We start from the raw sequence: 15,903 nt of genomic DNA, 5'->3' as shown, positions 1-15,903 counted from the left end.
GCGCAGCGCCGCGGCCACTACTACCGCGAGCGCACTCGACTCAACGCGCGAGCGTCAGTGCGCGACGCCGTAGAGCCGGTCGCCGGCGTCGCCGAGCCCGGGAACGATGTAGCCCTTGTCGTTGAGCTTCTCGTCGAGCGCCGCGGTCACGACGGTGACCGGCACCTCGAGCCCGTCGAGGGCCTTCTCGAGGTTCTCGACGCCCTCCGGCGCGACCAGCAGGCAGATCGCGGTGATGTCGTCGGCACCCCGGTCGGTGAGGAAGCGGATGGCCGCGGCGAGCGTGCCGCCGGTCGCGAGCATCGGGTCGAGCACGTAGCACTGGCGGCCCGAGAGGTCCTCGGGGAGGCGCTCGGCGTAGGTCGAGGCCTCGAGGGTCTCCTCGTTGCGGACCATGCCGAGGAAGCCGACCTCGGCCGTCGGCAGCAGCCGCATCATGCCGTCGAGCATGCCGAGCCCGGCGCGCAGGATCGGGACGACCATCGGCTTGGGTTGGGCGAGGTAGACCCCGGTCGTCGGGCCGACGGGCGTGGTGATCGGCCGCGGGTCGACGCGTACCTCGCGGGTCGCCTCGTAGGCCAGCAGGGTCACCAGCTCGTCGGTCAGCCGACGGAACGTCGGCGAGTCGGTGTCCTGGTCGCGCAGGACGGTGAGCTTGTGGGAGACGAGCGGGTGGTTCACCACGTGCAGGCGCATGGGGGTCACCCTAGTGGGGAAGCAGCTCGCCGATCGAGACGCCGGAGAGGGTTGGCGGTCCCCATCCTTTCTGCGACATTGGAGGAGGGATTGGACGAGGGAGGTGTGGGGATGTCCGAGCAGTCCGGCGAGGTCGACTTCGCGCTGGCTGCGTTCCGCGAGGACGGGGCGTGGCAGGTGCAGGAGATCGCCTCGCCCGCCTTCGACTCGGTCGACTCCCTCAGCCACGCGCTGCGCCAGGTCGCACGCGACGAGGGCGCGGTGGGCATGGTCGCCGTCGACGAGGACTTCTTCGTGCTCGTCCGCGTGGCGGGTGCGAGCACGCGCGCGCTGCTCTCCGACGTCACCGCCGCCGACGAGTGGGAGCTCGCCCAGTCGGTGATCGACTTCCTCGGCCTGCCGCCGCCGGAGGACGACGACGTCGAGGTGCCGGCCGGCGACCTCGGCCTGCTCGGCGACCTCGGCCTCCACGCCATCGACCTCGGCGCGCTCCTCGACGACGTCGATCTCTACCCTGACGAGATGCTCTCCGAGATCGCCCGCCGCCTCGGCTTCGGCGAGCTCTTCGACGACGCGGTCGGCCTCACCTCAGCATGACCACCCCCCGACCTTCTTCTCCTCCGCTGCGCTCCCCCGAACAACGCCGCGGGGACCCCGGATGAGTCCGACCGGCCCCTGGGACGACGCGATGCGCCTGGCCCTGACCGAGGCGCAGGCTGCGCTGGCGGCGGACGACGTACCGGTCGGCGCGGTGGTCCTCGACGCGTCCGGCGCGGTCGTCGCCACGGGCCACAACACCCGCGAGTCCCAGCACGACCCGACCGGCCACGCGGAGGTCGTCGCCCTCCGCGCCGCCGCGGCCGCCCGCGGCGAGTGGCGGCTCTCCGGCTGCACGCTCGTCGTCACGCTCGAGCCGTGCACGATGTGCGCCGGCGCCGTCGTGCTCTCCCGGGTCGACCGCCTCGTCTTCGGGGCGTACGACGACAAGCTGGGCGCCGTGGGCTCCCTGTGGGACGTCGTGCGCGACCGTCGGCTCAACCACCGGCCCGAGGTGGTCGCCGGGGTGCTCGCCGACGAGTCCACCGCCCTCCTCGACGGCTTCTTCGCACGCCACCGCTCGGCGGGCCTCCGGTGAGCACCGTCCGCCGCGCCACCCCCGAGGACGCAGCCGTCCTGGGCCGGCTGCTCTGGGACTTCAACACCGAGTTCGAGACCGAGACCGACGACGCCGACGTGCTGGCCGAGCGGTTCACCCGGATCCTCGCGCTGCCCGAGATCGTGGCCGTCCTCGCCGAGGACGACGGCGGGCCGGTGGGGTTCGCCCTGGTGAGCCTGCGACCGGCCATCTGGTTCGACGGCCCCGTCTCCCAGCTCGAAGAGCTCTACGTCGTGCCCGCCCTCCGCTCCGGGGGCATCGGCACGCAGGTCCTCGCCCTGTGCCGCCGGCTCGCCCAGGACCTGGGGTCGCCCGAGATGCACATCAACGTCGACGAGGTCGACGCCGACACCCGCCGGTTCTACGAGCGGCACGGCTTCGTCAACATCGAGGACGGGGTCGACTACCGGATGCTCTGCTACGTCGGCCCGACCGACTGACCACCGAGCGGCGCTCAGCCGGCGAAGGCAGCCACTTCCTCCGCCAGGCACTCGGCGAGCCCGGCCAGGTCGGCGACCGCGCTCGCGTCGACGTTGACGCCGATGCAGGCGGTGTCGCCGCAGGTCACCAGGCAGACGGTGAGCGCGGCGCCGGGCAGCGGCCCCAGGACGTACATCCCCTGCACCTCGGCGCCGGCCATGTAGCGCCGGCGCGGCGGCCCGGGCAGCGTGAGGACGAAGGCGTCGGGCGCTTCGGCAGTGCGGAGGGCGGACGCTCCGATGAAGGACGGCAGCCGGTTCAGCAGCGGTGCAGCGGCGTCGAGCACCTCGAGGGCACGCTCGGTGTGCAGCGACAGCACCTCGCCCCGGACCGCGGCGACCCGGTCCACGGGGTCCTCGATGGCGAGGGGCCCCGAGATCAGCGCGCCGGCGAAACGGTTGCCGAGGTCGTCGGCCCGGTCGAGCGAGACGCGAACCCCGACGGGGATCTCGGCGACCGTGCTGTCGCGGCGGGCGTGGTAGCGCCGCAGCCCACCGAGGACCAGCGCCACGGCTGCGTCGTCGAGGGTGCCGCCGCCGAGCCGGGCGACCGTGCGGAGCGATTCGAGGGGCGCGTCGAGGGTGAGGAACGACCACATGCGCCCGGTGCGGGGCGACAGCTCCGGCGAGGGCGGTGCGGCCTGGGTGAGCAGCCGGCGTACGGACGCGCCGTAGCGCAGGGTCGAACCCACCACGACCTGCGGTCGCGTCGCCGCGAGCCCGACGCGGCGGACGGTCGCCCGCACGGTCGCGGGCAGCGACGCGACGTCGGCGCGGAACCCGGTGACGGCGAGGTCGACCGGGTCGGGCTCCACCGGAGCCACGACCTCGTCGCCCAGCGGCTTGCGCGGCGTGTGGGCGCGCTGCCCCGACTGGAGCATCGACAGCAGCTGCACCGTGCCGAGGGGATCGGCGAGCGCGTGGTGGATCTTGAGGACGTACGCCGCTCCGCCGGCCCCCTCTCTTCCACCGAGCCCCTCGAAGAGCACGCCCTCCCACAGCGGGCGGGTGCGGTCGAAGGGTCGCAGCGCGATCTGGGCGGCGTGGACGAGCATCTCGTCGCGGCTCGCGACCTGCTCGCGGCGCAGGTGGTAGGCGAGGTCGAAGGTCGGGTCGTCGGCCCACGTCGGTGCGGCGGTCGGCACGACCGGCTCGACGACGCGCTGGCGCAGGCGGCGTACGAGCCGGGTGCCCCACTCGGTCGCGGCGACGAGGCGGTCCCAGTCGGGCGCCCGGTCCAGGTCGATCACGACGGTCGAGGTCGAGGACTGCACCGGGTGGCGCTCGGCACGCCACAGCAGCGTCTGCATGGACGTCAGCTCGGGCGCGGTGGACCACCCGGCCGCGCCGGACCAGCGCTCGACGTCCTCGTCGCTGACGTCGCTCATAGTGGCCACCTCGCGAGGGTCTCCTCGAACTTCGTGCGCAGCGCGGCGATGCGCTCGCTCATGTCGTCCACGCTCCAGTCGGTCTCGGGCTCCAGCACGCACACGTCCACGACGCCGGGGTTGAGCACCAGCGAGCTGCGTCGCATCAGCTCGCCGGTGTTGCGCAGCACGACCGGCACGACGGGTACGCCGGCCTGCGCCGCGAGGTGGAAGGCGCCCTTGCGGAACGGGCCGAGCACCGGCGTCGCCGAGCGGGTGCCCTCCGGGAAGATCATCAGTGACGTGCCGGAACGGATCCGGTCGACGACCCCGTCGAGCGTCGCGCGGGCGGACTCCGAGTCGGAGCGGTCGATGTACGCGGGGTCGATGACGACCGACCCGACCACGGCCCGCGGGTCCCAGCGCGCCTCCTTCTTGGCGACGACCGTGAAGTCCCGCTCGAGCAGCCGGCCGAGGACCGGGATGTCGAGCGCGCTCTGGTGGTTGGCGACGAAGATCGCGGGGCGGTGGGTCCAGAGCCGCTCCTGGTGGAGCACGTTCATCGACACGCCCGCGATCGCCATCGGCAGGTGGGTGGCGAGGCGGATCGCGGCGTTGCGGCCCTCGTGGAGGTCGCCGCGCGCGAGCCCGTAGGCCAGGCCGAGGCCGACGCCCGCGTTCATGCCGGCGAGCGCGGCAGCCGTACGTCCGACGGCGAGCAGCGAGCCGCCGACCGGGTCGCTGAGGTCGAGGGCGGGCCAGCCCAGGCGCGCGGCCGCGGCGCGCAGGTCGCGGTGCGGGTTGAGCGCGGTGGGGTGGCCGACGGAGGACAGGAAGGCGACGTCCTCGTAGCCGTTGCCGTAGCCGTAGGACTGGGCGAGGTCCACCGCGTGCTCGCGCGCGAAGGCCCGGACGCCGCTGGCCTTGTGGCGCCCCCACAGCATGGGCCCGTCGGTGGCGCCGGTGAACTGGCCGTCCTCGACGACCAGCCGGGTGCACACGAGGTGCTCGACGCCGAGGTCGCGGGCGACGGGGGCGATCTGGTACTTCGTGGCCGCCGACGCGACGGCGACGGTGTGGCCGGCCCGCTGGTGCGCCAGCACGAGCGCGCGGGACTCCCGCCGGATGGTGCCGGCGATCTTGGACCGGAAGAGCCGCTCGCCGAGGTCGGCGAAGGACTCCTCGGACTCACCGCGCATCGCCGAGAAGGCCACGTGGGCGATGCGGGTCGGGTCGCCGCCGAGCTCTCCGTCCACGGCGGTGACGACGGTGCGCAGGAACTCCGCCGGCGAGACGTCGCGGCCCTTGAGCCGGTCGCCGTAGAAGGTGGCGGCGGTGTAGCCGGCGACGAGCGTGCCGTCGAGGTCGAAGAACGCCCCGACCGACGGCCCCTGGGGTCCTGCCTCGATGGCAGCGATGGCGTCGGTGACCGCGGTGGACAACCCGCTCACACGCGCTCCTGGTCGGACGAGGACCGGGGCTGGGACCGCGGCTCGGGGTGACCCACGGTGATGGTGTCGCCGGCGATCTCGCCAATGATGTTGACCCGGCGCACGGAGTCGCGCAGCTCGACGGCGAACGCCTCGCGCGCCGACCCGACACCCTCGCCTCCCTCGAGGAGGCCCTTGTGGCGGGCGAGCGCCAGGGCCGTGCGGAAGAGCTCGAGCGAGATCGACTCCTCGCTGGCCACCCGACGCTGCAGCGCCCACTGCTGGCCGACGGCCAGGGAGTCGGCGAGCAGGTCGGCCTCGTCGACGGGTCCGTCGCCGCGGTCGGCGAGGCGGTCGGCGACGACGAGGTAGGCGTCGAGGAACGGCCGCAGCACGAGGTGGGCCAGGTGCGGACGGGCCTTGACGAGCAGCTCGCGCGCCTTGACGGGTGTCATCTCGGTGACCCCCTCGCCGACCAGCAGCCGGAGCTCGGTGCGCAGGTCGTCCTCGAAGCCGGCGCGGGAGGGGAAGAAGAACTCGAACTTCAGYAGGTCGCGCATCCGCTTCGCCTCCTCCCAGCCCACCTGCAGCTCGCCACCGGGCGGCAGCTCCGCACCCGGCTCGAGCTCGCTGACGGTGAGCAGCGCGAGCTCACCGATGGCGCGCTCGACGAGGATGTGGATCGCGGTGTTGCGGTAGAACGCGGCGACCAGGTGCTGGTCGTCGCCGATCTTCCAGACCGGCTCGGTGCCCCGGTCGTACGCCGTCAGCACGCCGCTGAGGGTCAGCTCGGCGAGCGCGCGGCGGATCGTCGATCGGTCGCGGAGGTCGGCGGCACCCGCGACGGGCCAGTGCCGCGCGTCGATGTAGGCGGCCAGCGGCTCGACGGTGTCGAGGACCTCGTCGACCGTCAGCGCGCGGTCGGCTCCGAGGAGGGAGAGCGAGACGATCGCGGTGGTGGTGACCGGGGTGGCCCGGTTGAGCCGGTGGGAGATGTCGAGGGCGACCCGCTCGACCGCCTGGTGGCCCGTGACGCCCTCGGCGGCCAGCTCGGCCATCCGCTCCCGCAACGAGAACGGTTCGCCGACGGTCAGGTAGGCCCGGCCGAGCCGGTTGCGCTGCAGCCGCGCGAAACGCACCAGCCAGCGCCAGTCCTCCGGCGTCTTTTTGGCCCCGCGCGCCTCCTCGGTCATCAGCGACACCTCGTGCAGCTGGTCGTAGACCACCGACAGCGGCACCACCTGGACGTCGGGGGCGTCCTGGCCGAGGGGGTCCCCCTCCCCGTCGTCCTGCACCGTGTCGGTGAGGTACTTCAGGATGCCGTGGACCGGCGGGCGCAGCTTGCCGGTGCGGGTGCGGCCGCCCTCGATCGACCAGGCCAGGTTGCGTTTGTTGGTGACCATCTGCCGGATGTAGGACCGCAGCGCGAGGCGGTAGACCGGGATCTCCTGGGTCGCGCGCCGGATGAAGATCAGGCCGGTGCGGCTGGCCACGGTGCCGATCACCGGCAGGTTCAGGTTGGCGCCGCCGAAGGTGTAGGTCGGCGAGAAGCGCCGCGACGACAAGGCGTTGGGGATGACCATCCCGTCGAGGTAGGACCGGTGGCTGAACGCCAGCGCCAGGCTGTGCGAGCGGTCGAGGCGCCGCAGCTCCTGCATGTCGTCCTCGTCCACCAGGACGTCGTACGCCCTCAGGAACCAGTCGCCGAGACGCGCCCACCCCTGGGCGGTGCGGTCGTCGTGGGCGGCGGCCATCTCGTGGAGGTAGCCCTTGACCTCCGACCAGACCTCCTCCTCGGATCGACCCTGCTCGTCGGCCGCGGCGGCGACGGCGCGCTGGAAGCGCTTGTCGTGGAGCAGCTGGGTGACCTCCTGCGGCGGCGCGGCGGGGAGGCGCTCCCCCACGCTCCGGGGCAGGGCGGCACGGGCGAGGTCCCGGACACGACGGACGGCGGTCACGGTCCCTCCTTCCCGCCCGGGCTCGGCGCGAGCACGGGCGTGCGCCGAAGTTACCGTCGTACGCCGCCGCTGGCCATGGCTGCTCGACGACTGGTCCACTGTCGCCGGTTTCCGACTCACGCGTGCCCTCTAGTAACGTTCGGCGCGGTGGCGTGTCCGAGCGGCCGAAGGTGCAACACTCGAAATGTTGTGTGGGGTCAAACCCACCGTGGGTTCAAATCCCACCGCCACCGCCAGCCGATCGGGCCGGTCCCTCGCGGACCGGCCCGATCGTCGTCTCCACCGCGACGTCGACGTCCGATGTCGTCGTACGCTCGTCGCGTGGACGAGGACAACCCCGCGATCCGGGCCCTGGCCGAGTCGGGCATCGCGCACGAGGTCACCCGGCACGGACGGGTGGGCTCGCTCGCGGAGGCGGCCGCCGCGCGCGGGGTCGAGCCGTCGGCGATCGTGAAGACGATGGTCGTTCGCCGCGGGGAGGGCGACCACCTCTTCGTCCTCGTTCCGGGCGATCGCGAGATCTCGTGGCCCAAGCTCCGCTCGCTCCTGGGCGTCAACCGCATCTCGATGCCGGCGGCCGACGCGGCGCGCGAGGTGACCGGCTACGAGCGCGGCACCATCACGCCGTTCGGCTCGCGGGCTGCGCTGCCCGTCGTCGCCGACGAGCGCCTCGTGGGCCGGACCGTCTCGCTCGGCGCGGGCGCCCACGGGGTCGCCGCGACGCTCGCCGCGGACGACGTCATCGCCCACCTCGACGCGCAGGTCGCGGACGTCACCGACCCCGCCTGAGACCCTGCGGCCAACCGACGTCCGCTCCACGCGTGGCGTCGGGCTCAGGTGACGAGAAGTTCACCGTTCTGTGGGTGTGCCGTGGACTTGGCTTGTACCGTACTGGCGTGCCCACCACCGTGCTGATCGTCGAGGACGATCCCGACCTCGCACAGGTGATGGCCCTCGCGATCGAACGCGCCGGCTTCGACGTCCTCGCCGTCGACACCGGCGCCGCTGCCCGAGYGACCGTCAGCCGCAGCGCTGTCGACGTCGTCGTGATGGATCGCGGCCTGCCCGACATGGACGGCCTCGAGGCCACCGCATCGTTGCGCGAGGACGGGTTCCTCGGCGCGGTCGTGGTGACCTCCGGCCACGCCGGGCCCGAGCACGTCGCCGACTGCCTGGGCGCCGGCGCCGACGACGTCCTCGGCAAGCCGTTCGGGCTCGCCGACCTGGTGGACCGCGTCCGCAGCTCCGCCCGGCCCGCCACGGTCGCCGAGGCCGGCTGACCGCTCGGCAGGATTTTTTTTGCCAGAGCCGCGTCATGGGGCGTGACCGAGCCCGTCACACCACTGGTTGGGCTCGACGGTCGCGTTCCGTCGCGCTCGTCACCGTCCCCGGACGTCGTCCTCCCGCCGGCATCCGGTCCCCCCAGCGGCGGTGGAACCACGCATCACCAGCGCGACTGCGGCACGGCCCTCGCAGGGGCCGTGCCGTTTGTCGTCTCCACCCCGCACGTCGCCGATGCGGACACTATTTGCACTGAGTGCAACAATAGGTTCGTGACCACGACTCCGCCCACCGACGGCCGCAGCGCGCTGCGCGAGGAGCGGCGACGCGCCATCCTCGAGGCCGCCCGGGCGCTGGCGACCGAGCACGGCGCCGACGGATTCACCGTCGAGCAGGTCGCCTCGCGCGCGGGGGTGTCGCGGCGGACGGTCTTCAACCACGTCGCCGGGCTCGACCAGCTGCTGGTGGCGGTCTGCGAACAGATCCTCGCCGAGGCGACGGTGGACCTGCTCGGCGAGGTCGAGCGGCGTACGGCCGACCTCCCCGCAGGCGGGGCCGGCGGCCGCGCGGCGCTCGACGCGGTGGCCGAGGCCACCCGTGGCGTCGACCTGCCCACGGCGATCGCGACGATCCATCGCGTCCTCGGCTCCCCCGAGATCGGGGACGAGCGAGCGCAGGGCATCTCCCGGACCGCCTTCGACCACGTCGGCGGGCGCCTGCGCCAGCAGCTCGTCCACCGCGCACCGGGCCTCGACCCGGTCGACCTCGAGATCGGTCTCGCGCTGCTCTTCAGCGGGATCGTGACCATCGCCGGCCTCTGGCTGGAGCAGCACCCCGACCTGGCTCCGGACGTGCCGCCCGAGGCGCGCGCCGACTGGGACGCGCTGCTCGACCGCGTCCTGCTGCGGCTCCGCATCGGCCACGCCGGCCGACCCGCCCGACTCGCACACCGACTTCACCACTGACCTCCACCTCTGCAACGAAAGGCAAGCCGCCACCATGGCTGAGCTCCTCTACCGCATCGGTCGCTTCGCGGCCCGCCGCCACTGGGCCGTCGTCGGCGCCTGGCTGGCGGTCCTGGCCGTCACCGTGGTGACCTACCTGTCCTTCGCCGGCGCCCTGTCGTCGTCCATCTCGCTGCCGGACACGCCCACGACGCGCGTCTCCCAGCAGCTCGAGGAGGAATTCGAGGGGACCGGCGGCGGCAACGGGGCGATCGTCGCCGAGACCGCCGACGGGTCTGCGTTCACCTCCGACCAGGAGGACGAGCTGACCGACCTCTTCGACCGGCTGGCCGACGTCGACGGGGTGGCCGACGTCACCGACCCGTTCGCGACCCAGCAGCAGGTGGACGACTCGGCCCGCAAGGTGGCCGACGGCCAGGAGCAGCTCGAGCAGGGAACGGCGCAGCTGAAGAGCGCGCAGGCGCAGATCGACGCCGGCCGCGCGGCCCTGGCCGACCAGCGCGAGCAGGCGCGAGAGGCCGGCACCCTCGCCGCCGTAGGCCCGCAGCTGCAGGCGGCGGAGCAGGAGCTGGCCGACGGCCAGGCCGAGCTGGACCGCCAGCGCGCGAAGGTCGAGGAGCAGGCGCCGCAGCTCGAGGTGGGCGTGACCCTGTCGGAGCTCTCCGCCGGCTACCGCACCGTGTCCGAGGACGGGTCCGCTGCCGTGGCCAACGTGGTCTTCGACGACCCGATCAACGAGGTCACCGTCGAGACCAAGACCGAGATCGAGGACATGGTCGCTGACGCCGGCATCTCGGGCGTCGAGATCCACCCGTCGCAGGAGATCGCCCAGACGGTGCCATCGATCCTCGGGCCGGGTGAGATCGCCGGCGTGGTCATCGCCGCGATCGTCCTGTTCGTCATGCTCGGGACCGTGCTCGGCGCGGCCCTGCCTCTGGTCACCGCACTGCTGGGCGTGGGCGTCGCCTCGCTGGCGTCGCTGTCGTTCTCGGGCATGGTCGAGTTCGTGTCCGTCACGCCGGTGCTCGGCGTGATGCTGGGCCTTGCCGTCGGCATCGACTACTCGCTCTTCATCATCAACCGGCACCGGCGCCAGCTGAAGCAGGGCGCCGACGTGCACGAGTCGATCGGGCTGGCCAACGGCACGTCGGGCAACGCGGTCGTGTTCGCCGGCGTGACGGTCATCGTCGCGCTGCTCGCGCTCAACGTCACCGGCGTCGACTTCCTCGGCCTGATGGGCACCGTGGGGGCCGTCGCCGTCCTCGTCGCGATCCTGATGGCCGTCACCCTGACCCCGGCGATCCTGTCGCTGGTCGGGATGCGCATCCTGCGCCGCCGCGAGCGCGAGCGGTTGGCCGCGGGCGAGCGCACGCACGACGAGGAGATCACCGAGCGTGACCGGCCGATGAGCACCATGCGCGCCTGCTGGGTGCTCGGGTTCGGTGTCGCCGCGCTCCTCGCCATCGCCGCCCCGGCGACGCAGATGCGCCTGGGCCTCCCCGACGGCTCCACCCAACCCCCGGAGTCGGCGGGCTACCAGGCGTACGAGGTCCAGGCAGAGAAGTTCGGCGACGGGTCCAACGGCCCCCTGCTCGTCGTCGCCGACCTCCCGTCCGCCGTCGCCGAGGACGACGTGCTCGCCGAGCAGGCGGCCATCGGGTCGGCCATCGGAGACCTCTGGTCGGTCGAGGCGGTCGTGCCTATCGGCGCGTCGCGGGACAGCACGGCGCTGGCCTTCCAGGTCGTCCCGTACGGCGCCCCGTCGAGCGAGTCGACCCAGGAGCTGGTCCGCGACCTGCGCGAGCTCACGCCTCAGACCGCCGACGGCGGCGAGGCGACCCTCGGCGTGGCCGGCAACGCGAGCGCCAACATCGACATCTCCGAGCAGCTCTCCGACGTGCTGCCGACCTACCTGGCGCTGGTCGTCGGGCTGTCCCTGCTGATCCTGGTGCTGGTGTTCCGCTCGATCCTGGTGCCGATCACAGCGACGCTCGGGTTCGTGCTGTCGCTGCTGGCGGCCTTCGGCGGCATCACCGCGATCTTCCAGATCGGCTTCCTCTCCGACCTGTTCGGCGTCCACGCGCCGGGGCCGGTGCTGAGCTTCCTGCCGATCATCGCGACGGGCATCCTCTTCGGCCTGGCGATGGACTACCAGCTGTTCCTGGTGTCCGGGATGCGCGAGGCGTACGCCCACGGTGCGTCGGCGCGGGTCGCGGTGCAGCACGGCCTGCACGCCGGGCGCTCGGTGGTCACGGCTGCGGCGATCATCATGATCTCGGTGTTCGCCGGCTTCATCTTCAGCCACGACGCGACGATCAAGCCGATCGGCTTCGGCCTGGCCTTCGGCGTGCTGCTGGACGCGTTCGTCGTACGGATGCTGCTCATCCCGGCCGCGATGCACCTCCTCGGCGAGACGGCGTGGTGGCTGCCGCGCTGGCTCGACCGGATCCTGCCGGACGTCGACGTCGAGGGCGCCAAGCTCGAGCGCAGCCACGCGGGGCACGACGAGCAGGTCCACGAGCAGGTCGACGAGCACCCCGGCGCCCACGCCGCACGGTGACGCGGACGTCATGGGACCTCCGGTCCGGGCCGGAGGTTCCCATGACGTCGCCGTCGTGGACCACAATGGTCCCGTGACCGAACCCCGCGCCGTCCACACCTGGCTCACCGACATGGACGGCGTCCTCGTGCGCGAGGAGGACCCGATCCCCGGCGCGAAGGAGTTCATCAGCGCGCTGCGCGAGCAGGGCGTCCCGTTCCTGGTGCTCACCAACAACTCGATCTTCACCCCTCGCGACCTGCGGGTGCGCCTGCTGCGCAGCAGCGGGATCGACGTGCCGGAGGAGTCGATCTGGACGTCGGCCCTCGCCACCGCGCAGTTCCTCGACGACCAGCGCCCGGGCGGTTCGGCGTACGTCGTCGGCGAGACGGGTCTGACCGCGGCGGTGCACGACATCGGCTACGTCATGACCGACCAGGACCCCGACTACGTCGTGCTCGGGGAGACCCGCACCTACTCGTTCGAGGCGATCACCCGGGCGATCCGGCTGATCAACGCCGGCGCGCGCTTCATCGCCACCAACCCCGACCCCAGCGGGCCGAGCGCCCAGGGCATGCTGCCGGCGACCGGGTCGGTCGCGGCCCTCATCAGCACCGCGACGGGGCGCCAGCCCTATTTCATCGGCAAGCCCAACCCGCTGATGATGCGCAGCGCGCTCAACCGCATCGACGCCCACTCCGAGACCACCGTGATGATCGGCGACCGGATGGACACCGACATCATCAGCGGCCTCGAGGCCGGCATGCGCACGGTCCTCGTGGCCACCGGCGCCACGGAGCGCCACCAGGTGCAGGACTTCCCCTACCGGCCGACGAAGGTCGTCGACTCGATCGCCGACGTCGTGCCCTATGTCGCCCAGAAGTGCCTGCCCGAGGACACGTAGGCCGGCCTCAGAACGACGTCGCGAGCCCGATCACCACGCCGGCGAGCGCGCAGGCACCGAGGGTGCGCAGCACCGACCACCGGCGCCAGAAGACGAGGGCGAAGCCGAGCCCGGTGATGGCCAGCGCCGCGGGGTCGAGCGACCCGGGCAGGGGGTACTCGACGTCGAGTGGCCCGGCCGTGAGGCGCGCGGTCTCGTCGAAGAGCGTGTGCAGCGTGAAGAACACCGCGAGGCTCGCGATGACCCCGACGACCGCGGCGGTGATCCCGGCCAGCGCGGCGGCGAGGTCGCGGTTGCCGCGGAGGCGCTCGACGTACGGCGCTCCGAGGAGGATGAAGAGGAAGCAGGGGACGAACGTCACCCACGTCACCAGCAGCGCGGCGACCACGGCGGCGACCCAGGGGTCGAGGTCGCCCGGAGCCCGGTAGGCGCCGACGAAGGCGACGAACTGGACGACCATGATCAGCGGCCCGGGGGTGGTCTCGGCGAGCGCGAGGCCGCGGACCATCTCGCCCGGCAGCAGCCAGTGGTAGACCTCCACGGCCTGCTGCGCGACGTAGGCCAGGACGGCGTAGGCACCGCCGAAGGTGACGACGGCGGCGCCCGAGAAGAACAGGCCCTGGTCGACGAACGTGCTCGACCGGCCGAACAGGAGCGCCGCGCCGGCGACCGGGGCGAACCACACCACCAGACCGACGACGAGGGTGAGCGCGGCCCGACGGCCGGACGGTCGTTCGGTGTGGAGCTGGTCGTCGCTGATGAGCGGTGGCGGTCCGTCGTCGACGGCCGACCTCGGCGGCCTGGTCAGCCCGGGGAGGTGGCGGCCGAGCACCCACCCTGCGAGCGCCGCGACGAGCACGACGGCCGGGAACGGTGCGCCGAAGAAGGTCAGGGCGACGAACGACGTGACGGCCAGCGCGACCAGCGCGGGATGGCCCAGCCCCTTCCGGCCCACACGGACGACCGCCTGGACCACGATCGCGATGACCGCGGGGGCGAGGCCGAGGAACAGCGACTCGACGAGGGTGGTGTCGCCGTAGGCGACGTAGACCGCCGACAGGACGAGGAGGGCGGCGACGCCGGGCAGCACGAACAGGATGCCCGCGACGAGGGCGCCCCTGACGCCGTTGAGGAGCCAGCCGACGTACGTCGCGAGCTGCTGCGCCTCCGGCCCGGGCAGCAGCGTGCAGTAGGACAGCGCGAACAGGAACCGCTGCTGCCCGATCCAGCGCTTCTCCTCCACGAGGGTGCGCTGCATGACGGCGATCTGGCCCGCCGGTCCGCCGAAGGTCTGCAGCGAGATGGCGAACCAGGCCTTGGCGGCCTCGCGCAGCGGGATGACGTCGCGCGAAGTCCCGGTGGAGGCGGACATGGCAGCACCGAACCGCGTCGCGGCCGTTAAGTCAAGCGGCGCGCTCGACTATGCCCTCAGGCGGTCGCAGCCGCCGCCGGCCGACCTTCCGAGGTGAGCGGCCGCGGGTGCACGAGGTACCCGTGCCGCCACGCGCGGTGGAGGACGACGGCCGCGAGCACGGCCCCGGCGGTGCCGAGCGACAGGTCGCCCAGCGTGTCGGCGTACGCGAACTCGCGCTCGGTCGAGCGGCTGATGAAGGCGAAGTACTCCGCGACCTCCCACGCGATCGCTGAGGTCGCACCGAAGGCGAGCGCCCGCTCCAGGACGCGTCCGAACCCGACGTCACGCGGCAGGGTGAGCAGGATGAACGCCGCCGCGAGGAGGCCGGTGTTCATGACGTGCATCCAGTCGTCGAACCACACGACCGTGTCGTAGAGGTCCATCCGGTTGCCGAGGATGTCGGTGAAGCAGGTGATGGTGATGAGCAGGTCCGGCAGCCACGGGAACGAGATGCGGTCGCGCCACAGCGCCCACCACAGGACCGGCACGGTGAACGAGATCAGCGGGTAGCCCACGGCGCGCATGCCAGCGGCCTTGTCGCGCAGGTTGGCCTGGTCGGGATAGATGACTGCGAAGACCAGCAGCAGGACCAGCGCGCCCTTCGCGAGGACGTTGGCCGTCTTGGCCAGTGTGGGCGTCAGCGGGTGCTCGATCGTTGCTGCCTCGGTCACCCGGTCCCCCATCCTCGGCGCCTCGACGGTCGGGCGGCCGGGGCCAGTGTGTCAGCAGCGCCCGGCACGCTCACCAGGTGGCCGCGTGGCACTCCTGGGCGGGCAGTGCCTCGACCTGCAGGGTTGCGTGCTCGATGCCGTGGCCCTCACGGAGCGCGGCGCCGGCCGCGGCGAGCACGACCTGGGCGTCGGCACCCACCCGCAGGACGAGGTGTGCGGTGGCGACGTTCATCCCGGACGTCAGCGTCCAGGCGTGCAGGTCGTGGACCTCGGCCACGCCGGAGACCGCCTCCAGGTCGCGGACGACGGCCTCGAGGTCGACGTCGTGGGGCGCGTGCTGGCCGAGCACGGCMAGCACCTCGCGGCCGAGCACGAGCGCCCGGACGGCCACGAAGACGCCGATCGCCACGGCGACGACGGTGTCCCACCAGCCGTCGCCCGTGAGGTGGACGAGCAGCCCGGCGGCCAGGACGCCGACGCTGCCGGCGGCGTCGGCCATCACCTCGAGGTAGGCACCCTTGACGTTGATCGACTCCGAGGCGCCGCCGCGCAGCAGGACCAGGCAGACCAGGTTGACGACCAGCCCGATCGCGCCGACCACCAGGAGCGGGCCCGAGGAGACCTCGACGGTCTCGCCGATGCGGCGTACGGCCTCGACGACGACGTAGGCCGAGACCCCCAGCATGATCAGGACGGTCAGGCCCGAGGCGAACACCTCGGCGCGGTAGGAGCCGTAGGTGCGCCGGCCCGTGCCGTCGGGGCGGGTGGCGATCTTCGTGGCGACGAGCGCGGCGCCGAGCGCGACCACGTCCGCGGCCATGTGGCCCGCGTCGGAGATCAGCGCGAGCGATCCGGTCGCCAGGCCGACCGACAGCTCGACGCCGAAGAAGCCGGCGACGAGGCCGAAGGCGACGGCGAGCCGCCACCTGTGCCGGGCGCCTGCGTGGCCGTGCCCGTGTCCCGCACCCATGGCGTACCTCCATCGTCGTCCGTCCACATCATCGCCAATTGGCGATGCCGGGTCAAACCCGGTCTCCTGGGAC

14 protein-coding genes, 1 tRNA gene and 1 pseudogene are annotated in these 15,903 nt (G+C 72.6%); 9 read left to right on the top strand and 7 right to left on the bottom strand.

All coding sequences use genetic code 11. The features are described 5' to 3' along the window. Positions 1-54 precede the first annotated feature (54 nt). The gene (gene upp, locus AC1DP1_RS11210) at positions 55-696 is read right to left on the bottom strand and encodes a uracil phosphoribosyltransferase (protein WP_300054047.1); all 642 of its coding nucleotides are present in this window, start codon (positions 694-696) and stop codon (positions 55-57) included. Between the two features lie 111 nt (positions 697-807). Here upp and AC1DP1_RS11205 point away from each other — a divergent pair, with 111 nt between their 5' ends. The 3 genes from AC1DP1_RS11205 to AC1DP1_RS11195 all read left to right on the top strand — a co-directional run bounded on the left by AC1DP1_RS11205 (position 808) and on the right by AC1DP1_RS11195 (position 2,292). Beyond that, a complete protein-coding gene (locus AC1DP1_RS11205) occupies positions 808-1,293 on the top strand; it encodes a tRNA adenosine deaminase-associated protein (protein WP_457186520.1) in 486 nt (161 codons plus the stop codon). 61 nt (positions 1,294-1,354) lie between these two features. Further along, entirely contained in the window at positions 1,355-1,831 is a 477-nt protein-coding gene (gene tadA, locus AC1DP1_RS11200; protein WP_477506921.1) for a tRNA adenosine(34) deaminase TadA, read from the top strand. Next, positions 1,828-2,292, top strand: a complete 465-nt coding sequence (locus AC1DP1_RS11195; RefSeq protein WP_477506920.1) for an N-acetyltransferase family protein — start codon at positions 1,828-1,830, stop codon at positions 2,290-2,292. Before tadA ends, AC1DP1_RS11195 begins: the two co-directional genes overlap by 4 nt. Before the next feature lie 14 nt (positions 2,293-2,306). On the opposite strand, the gene AC1DP1_RS11190 is transcribed toward AC1DP1_RS11195, so the two are convergent. Genes AC1DP1_RS11190 through AC1DP1_RS11180 form a run of 3 tightly spaced genes read right to left on the bottom strand, consistent with a single transcriptional unit; the run spans position 2,307 to position 7,086 of the window. Beyond that, positions 2,307-3,719, bottom strand: coding sequence for a wax ester/triacylglycerol synthase domain-containing protein (locus tag AC1DP1_RS11190; RefSeq protein ID WP_477506919.1), 1,413 nt, complete (start codon positions 3,717-3,719; stop codon positions 2,307-2,309). After that, a complete protein-coding gene (locus tag AC1DP1_RS11185; RefSeq protein ID WP_477506918.1) occupies positions 3,716-5,149 on the bottom strand; it encodes an HAD-IB family hydrolase in 1,434 nt (477 codons plus the stop codon). Before AC1DP1_RS11185 ends, AC1DP1_RS11190 begins: the two co-directional genes overlap by 4 nt. Then, a complete protein-coding gene (locus AC1DP1_RS11180) occupies positions 5,146-7,086 on the bottom strand; it encodes a lysophospholipid acyltransferase (protein ID WP_477506917.1) in 1,941 nt (646 codons plus the stop codon). The genes AC1DP1_RS11185 and AC1DP1_RS11180 overlap by 4 nt, the downstream gene beginning before the upstream one ends. 146 nt (positions 7,087-7,232) lie before the next feature. Here AC1DP1_RS11180 and AC1DP1_RS11175 point away from each other — a divergent pair. The 6 genes and pseudogenes from AC1DP1_RS11175 (at position 7,233) to AC1DP1_RS11150 (ending at position 12,775) form a co-directional block, all read left to right on the top strand. Further along, positions 7,233-7,322: transfer RNA gene (locus AC1DP1_RS11175), tRNA-Ser, on the top strand. 85 nt (positions 7,323-7,407) lie between these two features. Further along, positions 7,408-7,875: an aminoacyl-tRNA deacylase gene (locus tag AC1DP1_RS11170; RefSeq protein WP_457186510.1), complete on the top strand. Its 468-nt coding sequence runs from the start codon at positions 7,408-7,410 to the stop codon at positions 7,873-7,875. A 107-nt stretch (positions 7,876-7,982) separates the two neighbouring features. Next, entirely contained in the window at positions 7,983-8,366 is a 384-nt protein-coding gene (locus AC1DP1_RS11165) for a response regulator transcription factor (protein ID WP_477506916.1), read from the top strand. Positions 8,367-8,675: 309 nt separating this feature from the next. Further along, positions 8,676-8,825, top strand: a pseudogene (locus AC1DP1_RS11160) (helix-turn-helix domain-containing protein); the annotation flags it as partial. A gap of 541 nt (positions 8,826-9,366) precedes the next feature. Continuing rightward, complete coding sequence (locus AC1DP1_RS11155) at positions 9,367-11,892, top strand: MMPL family transporter (protein WP_477506915.1); 2,526 nt, start codon at positions 9,367-9,369, stop codon at positions 11,890-11,892. A gap of 112 nt (positions 11,893-12,004) precedes the next feature. Further along, positions 12,005-12,775, top strand: a complete 771-nt coding sequence (locus tag AC1DP1_RS11150; protein WP_457186569.1) for an HAD-IIA family hydrolase — start codon at positions 12,005-12,007, stop codon at positions 12,773-12,775. Positions 12,776-12,782: 7 nt separating this feature from the next. On the opposite strand, the gene chrA is transcribed toward AC1DP1_RS11150, so the two are convergent. The 3 genes from chrA to AC1DP1_RS11135 form a co-directional block, all read right to left on the bottom strand. Then, positions 12,783-14,147, bottom strand: coding sequence for a chromate efflux transporter (chrA, locus tag AC1DP1_RS11145; RefSeq protein WP_477506914.1), 1,365 nt, complete (start codon positions 14,145-14,147; stop codon positions 12,783-12,785). 56 nt (positions 14,148-14,203) lie between these two features. Continuing rightward, a complete protein-coding gene (locus AC1DP1_RS11140; RefSeq protein ID WP_477506913.1) occupies positions 14,204-14,860 on the bottom strand; it encodes a DUF2238 domain-containing protein in 657 nt (218 codons plus the stop codon). A 70-nt stretch (positions 14,861-14,930) separates the two neighbouring features. Then, a complete protein-coding gene (locus AC1DP1_RS11135; RefSeq protein ID WP_477506912.1) occupies positions 14,931-15,830 on the bottom strand; it encodes a cation diffusion facilitator family transporter in 900 nt (299 codons plus the stop codon). Between the last annotated feature and the right edge of the window lie 73 nt (positions 15,831-15,903).

The sequence above is a fragment of the Nocardioides sp. P4_G10 genome, assembly GCF_056401175.1.
Note: the sequence above shows the minus strand (reverse complement) of the source record. Positions and strands in the feature narration are given on the sequence as shown.

What these genes read in the sequence shown, in the direction of transcription:
- upp (WP_300054047.1), bottom strand. Translation starts at nt 696, where the DNA reads ATGCGCCTGCACGTGGTGAACCACCCGCTCGTCTCCCACAAGCTCACC.
- AC1DP1_RS11205 (WP_457186520.1), top strand. Translation starts at nt 808, where the DNA reads ATGTCCGAGCAGTCCGGCGAGGTCGACTTCGCGCTGGCTGCGTTCCGC.
- tadA (WP_477506921.1), top strand. Translation starts at nt 1,355, where the DNA reads ATGAGTCCGACCGGCCCCTGGGACGACGCGATGCGCCTGGCCCTGACC.
- AC1DP1_RS11190 (WP_477506919.1), bottom strand. Translation starts at nt 3,719, where the DNA reads ATGAGCGACGTCAGCGACGAGGACGTCGAGCGCTGGTCCGGCGCGGCC.
- AC1DP1_RS11155 (WP_477506915.1), top strand. Translation starts at nt 9,367, where the DNA reads ATGGCTGAGCTCCTCTACCGCATCGGTCGCTTCGCGGCCCGCCGCCAC.
- AC1DP1_RS11150 (WP_457186569.1), top strand. Translation starts at nt 12,005, where the DNA reads ATGGACGGCGTCCTCGTGCGCGAGGAGGACCCGATCCCCGGCGCGAAG.
- chrA (WP_477506914.1), bottom strand. Translation starts at nt 14,147, where the DNA reads ATGTCCGCCTCCACCGGGACTTCGCGCGACGTCATCCCGCTGCGCGAG.